Source organism: Pectinatus haikarae (genome assembly GCF_015732185.1).
Taxonomy (GTDB): Bacteria; Bacillota; Negativicutes; order Selenomonadales; family Selenomonadaceae; genus Pectinatus; species Pectinatus haikarae.
In genome coordinates this window covers 47195-61216 of sequence record NZ_WIQM01000014.1, presented here as the reverse complement: position 1 = coordinate 61216, position 14022 = coordinate 47195, and the positions used below count along the sequence as shown (strand labels likewise).

Sequence of the window (14022 nt, the reverse complement as noted above, 5' to 3'; positions counted from 1 at the left end):
ATTTGTAGTTAAGCATTATACTGCTTACTGAGTCCAGCAGTATGAAAAGAGGGTACCTATGGATAAGCAGACACGTGATCAAGTGGTCGAAATATTGACGGTTATTAAAGAAAAGATGGCACATTGGACACTGATAACCGCAAATTCTTTAATAAGTGAAGATATTACTGTCTTTCAATCTCTTTGTGAAGTTATGAAAAAAGAGTTTTCACCTGTAAGGGCAGGTTATTATATTGATATTTTTAAAGGAATTATTTCTGCATATCAAAACAGTGAAATTAATCATGTCAATGCCACAAATATAGGAGATATTTCTAAACTTAGTATTGATATTTTAGTTTTTGTAATAAAAGAATTAAAAGAAGAAAAGGAAATAAAGAAAGAAATCCTTTTTTTACCATATAAGGCTTCAATGTGGGATAGTCTTGAAAGCATATGGAAAGCAGCAGAGGCAGATAAACAACATTGTAATGCGTATGTTGTTCCTATTCCATATTGTGGTAAAAATCCAGATGGAACTGTTAATAAATGGTACTATGAAGGGAACCAGTTTCCTGATTATGTTCCTATTATTGACTTTCAAAAATATGATATAGCTGTCCGTCATCCGGATGTTATTTATATTCATAATCCTTATGATGGGGCAAATCGTATAACTTCTGTCGACTCGCATTATTATTCAAGTGAACTAAAAAAATATACGAATATGCTTGTCTATGTCCCGTATTTTGTTGTAACGGAAAATATCGAATCACATTTTTGCCAAACGCCGGGAGTAATTAATGCAGATAAGGTTATTGTTCAGTCTGAAGAAATAAAAAAACAATATGAAATGTATTATCCCGGTGGAAATCCACCTAAAGATAAATTTTTACCGTTAGGTTCACCTAAATTTGATAAGGTTCTCAGCAGTGAAAAGAAAGATTTTATTTTACCTAGTACCTGGAAGAACAAAATAAATGGTAAAAAAGTTATATTATATAATACCAGTCTTGGTGCTGTATTTGAAAATGCGGCAAAGACAAATGCTAAATTACGCTATGTTTTTTCTGTGTTTAAGAAACGTGATGATGTTGTCCTTTGGTGGAGACCGCATCCTTTGATGAAAGACAGCATGAAATCAATGCATCCGGAAATACTTTATGAGTATCAGCAGATAGAACAAAATTATAAGGATGAAGGCTGGGGAATATACGATGATACGGCAGATCTTCATCGAGCGATAGCGTGGTCAGATGCCTATTATGGCGATATGAGCTCGGTAGTATGTTTGTATAATCGAACAGGGAAGGGGATACTGTTACAAAATTTGCCGGGAAGTTTATATAGTCCCTATTGGTTTTATGATGTTGTAGAAGACTTTGAGCATGATTGTTTTTGGTTTCTCTCACCGGTAGCAGAATGTCTTTATGCAATAGATTCAACTAGTGGATCTATTAATAATGAAGTTCCCTTGAAAAAAGATTTATTTAGTGGCAAGGGCGTTGGATCATGGCCAAATATTTCAATAAAGAAAATCAAGAATCAAATACTGATTTATCCATATCATGGAAATTTATTTTATATATATGATATCGAAACAAATAAAATTGAGAACATAAACACAGATATAAGAGAATTAAATTTGATGATTATGGGGAGTATAGAGTACAATGAGTGTTTGTTTTTGTGGAATAGTACACCGCAACTTTGGGTTTATAATCCGAAAAATAAAATGATTTGTCTATGGAATGAATGGATAAATTTGGGAAGTAAAACTAAGAAAATGATGATTCAAGATGCTGCGTGTATACAAAATGATCGACTCTATATTCCCTTAGCAACAAATCAACTATTAGAAATCAATTTTTATACGAAAAAGGCAGTTCTTATATCTACTGGAAACGAGACCACTTGCTATGTACATGTAACATCAGATGGAGAAAAATTATGGCTTTTAGAAAATAGCGCAATTATTGATTCATTTCAACCAGAAAATAAACAACTGGAAAAATATTATATATGGACTGATAAAGTTTCTAAGTTACTACCCTATTTTGTGTATATTATTTATACAGAAAATAAGATCCTTTTATTTCCATGTTGTGAGCATGAAGGTGCTAAAGAGATTATGGCTGTTTCATTACAGGATGGGACTATAACACGAGTGAATTCTCATGATGGCGGATATGCGATGGTGCGAAGAACGCGTAAAAATTATATTTTTGCTTTAGATATTTGCAAAGGTCAAATTGATATTTATGATGATGAAGGGTATTTACAAAAAACAGTAGTGGTAAATATGGGTGAAGAACGTATAACAGAATGGAGAAAAGATTGTTTTGGAATTGGAGAAAAGATTGCTACTGAAAAATATGATGGTTTATTAGAAGATTTTATACGGCAAATTGAACAACATAATGAAAATAAGCAAAGAAAATACCAAGAATCTGGGAAATGTATTTATCAATGGCAGAGGCAAGTGTAATATGAAAGTAGTAATATTAGCAGGAGGTTTTGGCACGCGGATAAGTGAAGAATCCCAGTTTAACCCAAAACCTATGATAGAAATTGGTGGGAAACCTATTCTTTGGCATATTATGAAGGAATACTCCTTCTTTGGATTTAATGAGTTTATTATTTGTGCGGGTTATAAGCAACATATCATTAAAGAATATTTTGCAAACTATTATCTGCATAATAGTAATATTACCTTTGACTTTAGAAATGGCAGGGAGATAACAGTACATGATAGTTTTTTGGAACCTTGGATAGTGACTGTTGTCGATACCGGATTTGAAACTATGACTGGTGGAAGGATAAAAAGAATTGAACCTTATATAGAAAATAACACTTTTATGCTTACTTACGGTGACGGTGTATGTAATGTAGCAATAGATAAATTATATGAATTTCATAAAAGACATAAAAAAATTTGTACAATGACAGCAGTAAAACCAGAAGGTCGTTTTGGAATTTTAGATATAAGTAACAATAATGAAATTAATTCTTTTCGGGAAAAAAGGCAAGATGATGTAGGTTATATTAATGGTGGTTATATGGTTTTAGAACCAGGGATTTTTAAATATATAAAAAATGATACTACTGTATTTGAACAAGAACCATTAGAAGAAATAGCACAAAATGGAGAATTAATGGCATATAAACATAATGGATTTTGGCAATGCATGGATACACTGCGAGATAAGAATAAGCTTGAAGAGATGTGGGATGTGGGCAATGCTCCATGGAAGTTGTGGTGAATACAAATGAATCTATCGTTCTGGAAAAATAAAAAGGTTTTTGTTACGGGGCATACAGGATTTAAGGGATCATGGCTGTCATTATGGCTGGCAAAATTAGGAGCAGAGGTTACGGGCTATGCCTTAAAACCACCTACTAATCCTAGTCTATTTGATGTTGCTGCTATAAAAGAACTAATAATTTCTATGGAGGGAGATATTAGAAATTATGAAAATCTGAAGAATACTATGCAGCAGGTACAGCCTGAAATAGTGATTCATATGGCAGCACAGCCATTAGTGCGAAAATCATATAAATATCCAATATTGACATATGAAACAAATGTTATGGGAACAGTTAATTTGCTAGAAGCTGTGAGAACTATAGGTAATATAAAATCTGTAGTTAATGTAACTACGGACAAATGCTATGAAAATCGAGAATGGATATGGGGATATAGAGAAAATGAACCCATGGGAGGATATGATCCATATTCAAATAGTAAAGGTTGTTCCGAATTAGTAACGGCCGCATATCGCAATTCATTTTTTAGCTCAAAAACATATGAAAAACATAAGACTGCAATAGCAACAGCACGAGCAGGAAATGTTATAGGTGGTGGTGATTGGGCAGAAGATCGATTAATTCCTGATTGTCTAAAATCTTTGCTTAATGGAGAACCGGTTAATATAAGAAGCCCATATGCCATCAGACCGTGGCAGCATGTTTTGGAACCGTTGAGTGGATATCTCACATTGGCGGAAAAATTATATAATGAAGGTAGTGAATACGCAGAAGGATGGAATTTTGGTCCCGATGGAAAAGATATAAGAAATGTTGAATGGATAGTAAAATATATTTGTAGTCAGCTAAAAAATGGGTCATCTTATAGAATTGAAAATAAAATTCATTTACATGAAAATAAATATTTAAATTTGGATTGTACAAAAGCTAAATTTAAATTACATTGGCAGCCAAAATGGCATTTACAAGAAGCGCTGGATAAAACTATTGAATGGGCCAAAGCATATGAAAAAAACGCAGATATGCGCGAAGTTTGTCTGAAGCAAATTTGTGAATACGAAAAGTGAGGAAAACCGGTGGAAAAAGAAAAACAGCTAAAACAAAATGTATTTGATGCAGCAATAAAATATTATAATGCAGTACATAAAGACAAAAAAGGGTTCACACCGGGTGATAAAATCGTATATGCTGGACGTATATTCGATGAAAAAGAAATTGTAAATCTTATTGATTCCGCGCTAGATTTTTGGCTTACAACAGGGCCTTATACCGAAAAATTCGAAAAAAATTTTGCTAAATTTTTACATATTAAGTATTGTTCACTGACAAATTCAGGTTCATCAGCCAATCTCCTAGCCTTTATGGCATTAACATCATATAAATTAGGTGAACGCAGGATAAAAAAAGAAGATGAAGTTATCACAGTAGCCGCTGGTTTTCCCACAACAGTAGCGCCTATTATTCAATATGGCGCAATACCAGTATTTATAGACGTGACTCTTCCAACATATAATATAGACGTAGACAAACTAGAAAAAGCATACACTAAAAAAACAAAAGCAGTCATGATTGCCCATACATTGGGGAATCCATTTGACTTAAAAGCAGTAAAAGATTTTTGTGACAAATATCAACTATGGCTTATAGAAGATAATTGTGATGCGTTAGGATCACAATATAAATATAACGGAGAATGGAAATATACAGGAACCATAGGAGATATTGGAACGTCCAGCTTTTATCCACCGCATCACATGACAATGGGAGAAGGCGGGGCAGTATATACCAATAATACACAGCTGTATCGTATTGTAAATTCCTTTCGGGATTGGGGAAGAGACTGTTGGTGTGCATCAGGTTATGACAACACTTGCAGCAAAAGATTCTCTCAAAAATTTGGTGAGCTTCCTTTGGGATATGACCACAAATATGTTTATTCACATCTTGGTTTTAACCTAAAAATTACTGATATGCAGGCAGCTGTGGGGTGTGCACAATTGGCAAAATTGCCCGAATTCATAGAGAAACGACGTGAAAACTGGCAAACACTTAAAAACGAACTAAAAGCTTTAGAAAATGAATTAATATTGCCAGAACCCACATATAACTCTAAACCAAGCTGGTTTGGCTTTTTAATCACAGTAAAAAATGATGCCGACTTTACACGCGATGAATTGGTCAAATATTTAGAAGAACACAATATACAAACAAGAATGCTTTTTGCCGGCAACTTAATTAAACATCCCTGCTTTGATGAAATGAGAAAAAATAATAAAGGATTTCGTATCGTAGATGAATTAAAAAACACAGATGAAATTATGAATAGGACTTTTTGGATTGGCGTTTATCCAGGCATGACAGATAAAAAGTTAAATTGTATGGCGGACTGCATAAAAGAGGTAGTGAAAAATGAATGAACAGGAAAATGTCTTAGTAACAGGTGCAACTGGTTTTTTAGGTAGTCATATAGTCAAACGATTAATAAATGATGGAAAAAGTGTCATTATTTTAAAACGCAGTTTTTCAAATATTTGGCGTATTAAAAATGAAATGACTGAGATAAAATCATATGATATTGATAAATTGAATAATCTTAATTTAGTATTTGACGAAAACAATATAAAAATCATTATCCACACTGCTACGTGTTATGGAAGGAACAATGAAAGTATACAACAAATTGCACGGACTAACCTGGAATTTCCGTTGGCACTATTGGAAACAGCATCACTTTTCAATACAGATACATTTTTCAATACAGATACATTTTTCAATACAGATATTATTTGTTCAAAATATTTGAATTGGTATGCGTTGTCGAAAAAGCAGTTTGTAGAATGGGGTAGGCAATTAGCAGCGCAGGGAAAGATTCGTTTTATTAATGCAAAGCTTGAGCATATATATGGAGAAATGGATAATGCGATGAAATTTGTTCCTTTTATTGTTAGGTCTTTAAAGAAAAACATTCCTGAGTTGAAGTTGACTAAAGGGGAGCAGAAACGTGACTTTATTTATATTGAAGATGTTGTGAATGCATATATGAAAATTTTGGAATATCAAAAAGTAACATTTGAGCAATATCAAGAATATGATATCGGAACTGGAGAAAATATCTGTATACAGGATTTTGTTAAATTAGTAAAACGATTGACTAACAGTAAAACAATATTAAATTTTGGTGCAATTCCTTACCAAGAAAATGAAATAATGAACTCATTTGCGGATACTAAAAAACTAAAATCAATCGGTTGGAAGAGAAATTGGAAAATAGATGATGCTATTGCTAAAATTGTAAGAGCTAAAGAGTATTAATACGGTATGTAGTGATATAGTGAAGTTGTAACACCTCTGTCTAATAGATTACAATAAATCTATCAGAGAAAGAGGGATAAAATGGAGTAATATGATGAGGAGTTCAAGAAGAAAATTATTCGACTGCATTTAGAAGAAGGCTGGAGTTTAAAAAGTTTAGCTGACGAATATGGCGCTTCAAAAGCTGTCATTTCAAAATGGATCAAAACATACCGCAAAGAATGCCAAGAAAATACTGCCAGCCAAACAGAATTAGATTATATGAAAGAAAACCTGAAGCTAAGAAAACAGCTGGAAGAAATGGAAAAGGAGAATCGTTTCTTATAGAGAGAAAAAGTAAGTATCGTTGCGAAAAATCGAGAATATTAGCGATAATAGCAAAAGTCTATCATGCTACGAATGGTGTGGTCGGGTACTGTACAATGTCTGTGTTCTTAGAACGCAAACATATTTATTTAAGTAAAGTAACCGTTCATAAATGCATGAATAAAGAATTAGGCTTAAAATCAATTGTAAGGCGGAAAAAACCAAGTTTTGTAAAAGGAAGAGCTCATAAAATCTTCCTTAATTTACTTAAGCAAAATTTTACTACTACATCTAGAAATAGCAAATGGTGTACTGATTTTACGTACTTATTTTTAACAGATGGCATCAAACGCTATAATTGCTCGATAATAGATTTTTATGACCGCAGCATCGTTGCCAGTATGAATGGAAAAGAAATGACCAGCGAGCTTGCGATTCAGACCATCAAAAAGGCATTTACTTCTCAACCATCTATAAAAAACAAATTAGTGCTACATAGTGATCAAGGATCACAATTCACCTCAACAGAATTCATTGAATTCTGTAAATTAATGAAAATTACTCAAAGTATGAGTAAAGCTGGATATCCTTACGATAATGCAACAATGGAGAGATATTATAATACGTTAAAAAATGAAAAGCTTAATCTACATTATTATCATTCGGACGAAGAAATGAACCAAGTGGTCAGTGATTTTGCCTATATTTGGTATAACCATATTAGGCCACATTCCGATAACCATAATATGATTCCTTTTGAGGCAAGATTTAAAAAAGAAAAAAGTAGACTCAAGTGTTACAAAAATGCTTGACTACTACAAAGTATATATTATTAATAATATTTCTTGATCAGGTTTTTATTCAATATCTACTTGCATTTTATTTAAATTTAAAAATATAGCTGTAATAAAAATGGAGGAAATATTATGCTTCTATCTATCTGTATACCAACTTATAATCGGCATGACAAATTGAAAAAAACTTTAATTGATATTTTGCAGGCAAAGTCACAGGATTTTGAAATTTTTGTTTTGGATAATCAATCTGCATATAATATCAATGATGCAATTAATATTGACGATTCAAGATTAAAAGTAAAAATAAGAAATGATAGCGTTTCTGGACCGAAAAACTGTTTAGACTGTTTAACGTATGGTACAGGGAGATTTGTTATGTTACTTCTTGATAAGGATTTAATTACCGGAAAACAATTAGATTATTTTATTTTTATACTTAATTCCTATAGTTATATATGTGGTGGATACTGTTTGCAAAATAGATATAAAAGTACAAAAAAGATCAATATCATTGACAAAGAAGAAGAAAAGATAAAAAAATTTGGATACCCATGTAGGCATCCTTCTGGATATTTCTTTCGAAAAGATTGCTTAAATGATGTTTATCAGGAATGTAATAAGGGGAATATCCAAGTAGATAATAATGCGTTCATCTTTGATTTTTTTCAAACTTCAATTTCCACTAAAGGAGATATGATGATTTATGATGCACCTCTTTTATATACAGAAACGTTGGAGGATGCGCAAAGAACAAAGTCATACACATATTCAAGTGAAAAAAATAATTTGTATTTTGTCCCAAATGAACGCTTGCGCTATTTTGATCTATTTTTGAGCCATTTAAAAACGCTTGATATGCAAATTTTGATACAGAAAAAATTATTACATATACTATATAGTAGGTTGTTGATTGATATTACCATTGTGTATCGTGATATTATGAGGAATAAAGCAATCTGCAAGCATAATAGTATTGAATCGTATGAAGTATCCTGTAATGAAATGTTACATCTATTATTGAAAGCGATGAGCCACTTTTTAAGCATGAATGTTTTGTCTATATCAGATGAGGAGAAATTTTTATTAATAAAAACTTCATTTAATGATACGCTAGATAAGATTATAATAGTATTATAAAAGATTTTCTGAATATATTTTGGATTTATTATATTTAACTATGTAAGTTTAACTGGATCATATCATTTTATAATTTTATCGCAAAGTTGATCAATAATCATTCTAAAAAATAGAATATCCTGTGCAGCAGACATTAATAAGTCAAATTACTTCATGTTGGGCATAACAATGTTAGTATTAAATCCAAACGTTCGATAAGCATTTTACGTATGAAAAATATATTGAGAAATTATGCTGATTTAAGTTTCAGTTAAAAAAGTTTATTATAATGTTTAATTTATTGGAATCTAATTGCATGCAGTTGTTGTGTTATAGAATCCACCAAGTATTGACAATTTAATCAAAAGGAAGTTTATTAATATGCAACCTGAGTTGACAGTTGCAATTCCCACTTATAATAGAATAAATAGTCTTAAGCAATCTTTAAAGTTGGCAATAAAATATTTTAAAGAGAAAAATGTAGAAGTTTTTGTTTCAGATAATGCATCCACGGATGGGACTCAGAAATATATGACTGAGATTAGAAGTATTTATCCGGAAATAAAATATTATCGAAATGAGAAAAATCTTGGTCTTGATGGAAACTTTTTGAACTGTTTTAATAAGGCAAAAGGGAAATATCTTTTTATATTGAGTGATGATGATTATTTACTACCAGGTGCTTCTGAAGATATTTTTAAAGCTATCAAAAGAGAACCAGTATTTATTCATTTGAATACATCAGGAATTGTTTCCCAGAATCCTTTAAAATATGGTAAACCAAGGTTTGTAGAAAAAGGTTTAATTGAAATTGAAGACAAAAATATTTTTTTACAATACGTGGGTATATACATATCTTTTGTAAGCTCTCTAATTTTTAATGTTGAATTGGTACAGTCAATTTGTAATAAAGAAAAATATTATGGTGGAAATCTTTTATTATCACATATAGCATTGAGAACAATGAAAAAGAATGGGAAATATATTATTATTACAAGAAATTGTTTAGCAGCAACTGGAAATATTACTGTAGGATATGATGTATATGATACTTGGATTAAAGAATTTAGCAGGGTAATGCTTATTACTGGGTGTGAATGTGGTTTTGAAATAAGTGTATTAAATAAAATCCTTCACAGAGAGCTAGCAACAATAGTTCTGGATTTTGTTTTATATTATCGACAAACTTGTTCCAATGAAAAAATGTGGAATTTATCATCTATTTGGACATATATTGAAAAATATCCTGATCTTACATTGTTTTATAAGTTGGCTTTATATACATCAATTAGTAAACTTGATAAAATAAAAACAGAAATTATAAATAGAAAAATTGAATTAATTGTTCAGTTCGCTAAAAAATTTGATAACATATATTTTTATGGGGCAGGAGAAAATGCTAAATATTTATATAAGTGTTTAAAAGATATGAATATCTCTATTAAAGGCTTTCTAGTTACCGACAACCCAGTTAATTTTAGCTTTTGTGGATTGCCTATGTATCAATTTAGAAAAAGAAGGTTATCAAGTGAAATAGATGGTATTATTGTAACAATGGCATTGGAATCACAGCTAGAGATAATACCTATGTTAGAAAAATCAGGATTTAAGAAAAATGTCTATTTTCAAGACATTAGACGTTAGGACAATGAAAATATTGATAATATATAAATATAAAGGAAAGTAGAAAAAAGTGAGATGTACGGAAGCTATTTTTAAAGAAATGTGTGAAATAGCGTTTAAAAAAATACAATGTGACAGAAATAATAGAAAGCTATATATATGGGGAGCAGGAACTGGTGGGGCTATAGTTTTAAATTTTTTAAGTGAAAAAAAAATACAAATCAATGGATTTATTGATAAAAATGCGGATGATTATTCTAATTATAGAGGTTATCCAATTATAAAAAAGGAGAATATAAATGCAAAAGAAGACTATGTAATCGTTAGTTTAATGTCTATGGATGTTGATATAATGGACTATATGTATAAAAATGGATATACATATAAAGATTGGTGGTATATTTATCAATTTATTAATAAAACAGATATTTTATACAAAGGGTGTAGCGTTGGTAAATATACTTACGGATATGAAGAATTATTAAGTAATTATCCCTTGGCAACAAGAATTGGCAGATACTGTTCAATTAATGAAACCGCAAGAATATGGAATAATCATTCATTAGATTGTGTAACAACAAGTCCTATACTAGATTACCCATTTTTCTATTCATTTGAAAAATATGGTGAGAGGCAGGCTTTTGTTAATAAATACGGTAAATATAAAAACAATGCTACTTTTGAAAATAGTGAGATACGTAATAATAGACCGGTAAGTATAGGTAACGATGTTTGGATAGGCGCAAATGTTATTATTTTACCAGGAGTTAATATTGGAAATGGAGCTATATTAGCGGCGGGTGCAGTTATTACTAAAGACGTAGATAATTATGCAATAGTAGGTGGCGTACCTGCGAAGTTTATAAAATATAGATTTAATGAAGAACAAAGAAAAATGTTCAATAAAATAGAATGGTGGAACTGGACTACAGAAAAAATTGAAAATAATATAGAATTATTTTATCAGCCAGAAAAGTTTTTAAGGCAATTTAGGTTTTAGTAATGTATATTTTATTTTAATAAGCAAGCTACTATGTATAAATATGATTAGATGGCCTTTCCCCACGCGGTTAGACACCGAAAACGAAAGGAATCTCTCGATTTCATAAAAATGCCTAATTTCTCACCTACGCTGCTAATTTCTGTACAAGCCTTGCGGCGTAATATTTTTCCGGCGTCGTATAACCAATGCTGGAGTGAATCCGCTTCTAGTTGTAAAAAATCCAGATATACTCGAAAATCGCGGTCTTGGCTTCGTCTCGTGTGCGGAAGTGTCGGTCGTTTAACCATTCCTGCTTCAATGTACCCCAAAAGCTTTCCATGGGAGGCGTTGTCCCAGCAGTTGCCTTTGCGGCTCATGCTGCTGACAAGATGGTTTTGGGACACCATTTTGCTGGTAAGCCTTGGAGCAGTACTGAACTGCCACGATCTGAGTGCAGGATGCATTCTTCGACATTGTTTGTGTGATTTATAGCATTTTGCAGAGCATCCATGACGAGCTGCTTCGTCATACGGCTGCCCATAGCCACGCCAATCATTTTGCGTCCGCAAAGATCCATGATACCGGAAAGATATAACCAGCCTTCGTCGGTAGGAATGTACGTGATGTCGCTAACCATTTTTTCGCCAGTATGTTCAGCTGCGAAGTCGCGATCGAGCAGGTTTTCGTTAACAGGCAGGTCGTGATCAGAGTATGTTGTTGCCTTAAATTTACGACGAGCCTTGGCACGAAGGCAATTTTCGCGCATGATACGTTCAACGCGCTTGTGATTCACGGGATATCCATTATTGTGGAGTTCCGTCGAACCATAGGTGCGATGGTTCTCATTATGAATTTTGTGAATCTGCTGAAGCATATCTGTGTTTTAGGTGTCTAGCAAAGCGGGTATAGGTCAAGAAGCTTTAAATACAAAAATAGAATAATAAAAAAGGTTCAATAGTTGTCTCAGATTTTATTTATCATGAGCTTAGAAAATAAGTTAATTATTGTAAAATATATAAATATGCTGCATACATAATATGTATAATTAAGAAATTATTTATAAGTAGTAATTCTATATTGAAGGAGATCTATATGAAAACACCAGCAGTATTAGTTAGATATTTACCCCAATTTCATCAAATACCTGAAAATGATCGGTGGTGGGGAAAGGGGTTTACAGAATGGACTGCTGTAAAAGGTGGAGGAAAATTATTTGAAGGACATAATCAACCTAGGATACCTTTAGATGAAAATTATTATAATTTATTGGACAGGGAAACTATGGACTGGCAGGCAAAACTGGCAAAGAAATATCATATAGGAGGATTTTGTTTTTATCATTACTGGTTTAAAGATGGTAAAAAAATTTTGGAAAAACCGGCTGAAAATTTACTTATCTGGAAAGATATCGATATGCCTTTTTGTTTTACTTGGGCAAATGATACTTGGGCCAGGACTTGGAGCAAGATTTCTCAGAAAAACACTTGGGCCGATACCTTTGAAAAAAATGTGGATAATAAATCTAATTATTCTAGCGGAATATTGTTAGAACAAAAATATGGTGACAAAAAAAATTGGATAGATCATTTTTATTATTTACTGCCATTTTTTAAAGATAAAAGGTATATAAAAAAAGACAATAAACCTATTCTTATTCTCTATAAACCCGCATTTATTTATTGTTTAAGTGATATGATGACTTGCTGGAATGAACTAATAAGAAAAGAAGGTTTTGATGGTATCTATTTAATAGGTGAGATCTGGGAACCTTACATATCTGCTGATAATTTGGATGCTGTTTTAATAAGATTTCCTGATGCTGCATTTGAGAATATAAGTTCGAGTACAAAAAAAAATGGATTAAAGGTGTATCAGTATAATGATTGTTGGAAATTTATTTTAAATAAAAATCACTTTTTGAATAATAAAAAAACTTATTTATGCGGGATGGTAGATTACGATACGACTCCACGACGTGGTTGTAAAGGGATAGTTTTAGCTAATAGTAATGTTAAAGATTTTGGGAAATTTTTTGATGTTTTCGTTAAAAAAAATATTGATTATGGCAATGATTACGTTTTCTTAAATGCTTGGAACGAGTGGGGGGAAGGTATGTATCTTGAACCAGATACAAATAATAAATACGGATATCTGGAGGTAATAAAAAAAATTATTGATAAGTATAATGATATGCCTGACCTTAAATATATGGAAAAAGGTGCTAACCATTGTTTTTCAAATGAAAAAGAGAAGATTTATAGAGATTTATATATTTCTAAAAAAAATTCATATATTTTGAATCAATGGCTTATATTAAAAGAGGAAAAAAAATCCATTGCAAAGTATTTATTGCAAAGAAAATATTATAATATTGCAATCTATGGATCAGGTATTATGGGAAATCATTTAATACAGGAGTTGAGCGAAACTCCCGTTAATATCAAATATATTGTAGACAGAAGTTCAGAAGTTTTAAATGTGGCTTATCCTATTTATAGCTTGCAATATGAACTTCCAAGGGTTGATATCATAATTGTGACGATAAATGGGCAATATGATAGTATAAAAAGAGAAATAGAAAAATATGTATCTTTCCCAACTATTTCGCTGGAAGAAATAATTTTTGAATCTTAATGATAA

Annotated in this window: 11 protein-coding genes and 1 pseudogene; 10 read left to right on the top strand and 2 right to left on the bottom strand. The window is 31.6% G+C overall.

Going from position 1 to position 14022, the window contains the following annotated elements:
* The first annotated feature begins 58 nt into the window (after window positions 1-58).
* The 9 genes and pseudogenes from I6758_RS08730 to I6758_RS15145 all read left to right on the top strand — a co-directional run bounded on the left by I6758_RS08730 (window position 59) and on the right by I6758_RS15145 (window position 11400).
* Window positions 59-2467 (top strand): hypothetical protein, encoded by a 2409-nt coding sequence (locus tag I6758_RS08730; protein WP_196604832.1) that lies wholly within the window; start codon window positions 59-61, stop codon window positions 2465-2467.
* Window position 2468: 1 nt separating this feature from the next.
* Entirely contained in the window at window positions 2469-3242 is a 774-nt protein-coding gene (gene rfbF, locus I6758_RS08725) for a glucose-1-phosphate cytidylyltransferase (RefSeq protein WP_196604831.1), read from the top strand.
* 6 nt (window positions 3243-3248) lie between these two features.
* Window positions 3249-4313: a CDP-glucose 4,6-dehydratase gene (gene rfbG, locus I6758_RS08720; RefSeq protein WP_196604829.1), complete on the top strand. Its 1065-nt coding sequence runs from the start codon at window positions 3249-3251 to the stop codon at window positions 4311-4313.
* Window positions 4314-4322: 9 nt separating this feature from the next.
* The gene (gene rfbH, locus I6758_RS08715; protein WP_196604828.1) at window positions 4323-5663 is read left to right on the top strand and encodes a lipopolysaccharide biosynthesis protein RfbH; all 1341 of its coding nucleotides are present in this window, start codon (window positions 4323-4325) and stop codon (window positions 5661-5663) included.
* Entirely contained in the window at window positions 5656-6558 is a 903-nt protein-coding gene (locus I6758_RS08710; protein ID WP_196604826.1) for an NAD-dependent epimerase/dehydratase family protein, read from the top strand. The genes rfbH and I6758_RS08710 overlap by 8 nt, the downstream gene beginning before the upstream one ends.
* A gap of 114 nt (window positions 6559-6672) precedes the next feature.
* Window positions 6673-7676: pseudogene (locus I6758_RS08705) on the top strand (IS3 family transposase).
* Between the two features lie 114 nt (window positions 7677-7790).
* Window positions 7791-8798: a glycosyltransferase gene (locus I6758_RS08700; RefSeq protein ID WP_196604825.1), complete on the top strand. Its 1008-nt coding sequence runs from the start codon at window positions 7791-7793 to the stop codon at window positions 8796-8798.
* A gap of 360 nt (window positions 8799-9158) precedes the next feature.
* Complete coding sequence (locus tag I6758_RS08695) at window positions 9159-10421, top strand: glycosyltransferase family 2 protein (RefSeq protein ID WP_196604824.1); 1263 nt, start codon at window positions 9159-9161, stop codon at window positions 10419-10421.
* Window positions 10422-10470: 49 nt separating this feature from the next.
* The gene (locus I6758_RS15145) at window positions 10471-11400 is read left to right on the top strand and encodes a CatB-related O-acetyltransferase (protein ID WP_196604823.1); all 930 of its coding nucleotides are present in this window, start codon (window positions 10471-10473) and stop codon (window positions 11398-11400) included.
* 208 nt (window positions 11401-11608) lie between these two features.
* Here I6758_RS15145 and I6758_RS15220 read toward each other — a convergent pair whose 3' ends face one another.
* A complete protein-coding gene (locus I6758_RS15220; protein ID WP_196604822.1) occupies window positions 11609-11722 on the bottom strand; it encodes an IS3 family transposase in 114 nt (37 codons plus the stop codon).
* Between the two features lie 33 nt (window positions 11723-11755).
* Window positions 11756-12256, bottom strand: coding sequence for a DDE-type integrase/transposase/recombinase (locus I6758_RS14895; protein WP_196604821.1), 501 nt, complete (start codon window positions 12254-12256; stop codon window positions 11756-11758).
* A 218-nt stretch (window positions 12257-12474) separates the two neighbouring features.
* Between I6758_RS14895 and I6758_RS08675 the strand changes: the two genes are divergently transcribed.
* On the top strand, window positions 12475-14016 hold the full coding sequence (locus tag I6758_RS08675; RefSeq protein WP_196604820.1) for a glycosyltransferase WbsX family protein: 1542 nt from the start codon (window positions 12475-12477) through the stop codon (window positions 14014-14016).
* The last annotated feature ends 6 nt before the right edge of the window (window positions 14017-14022 follow it).

Bases quoted from the DNA above. Each gene is read 5' to 3' on its own strand.
- I6758_RS08730 (WP_196604832.1), top strand. From the start codon at position 59: ATGGATAAGCAGACACGTGATCAAGTGGTCGAAATATTGACGGTTATT.
- rfbF (WP_196604831.1), top strand. From the start codon at position 2,469: ATGAAAGTAGTAATATTAGCAGGAGGTTTTGGCACGCGGATAAGTGAA.
- rfbG (WP_196604829.1), top strand. From the start codon at position 3,249: ATGAATCTATCGTTCTGGAAAAATAAAAAGGTTTTTGTTACGGGGCAT.
- I6758_RS08710 (WP_196604826.1), top strand. From the start codon at position 5,656: ATGAATGAACAGGAAAATGTCTTAGTAACAGGTGCAACTGGTTTTTTA.
- I6758_RS08700 (WP_196604825.1), top strand. From the start codon at position 7,791: ATGCTTCTATCTATCTGTATACCAACTTATAATCGGCATGACAAATTG.
- I6758_RS08695 (WP_196604824.1), top strand. From the start codon at position 9,159: ATGCAACCTGAGTTGACAGTTGCAATTCCCACTTATAATAGAATAAAT.
- I6758_RS15220 (WP_196604822.1), bottom strand. From the start codon at position 11,722: ATGGAAAGCTTTTGGGGTACATTGAAGCAGGAATGGTTAAACGACCGA.
- I6758_RS14895 (WP_196604821.1), bottom strand. From the start codon at position 12,256: ATGCTTCAGCAGATTCACAAAATTCATAATGAGAACCATCGCACCTAT.
- I6758_RS08675 (WP_196604820.1), top strand. From the start codon at position 12,475: ATGAAAACACCAGCAGTATTAGTTAGATATTTACCCCAATTTCATCAA.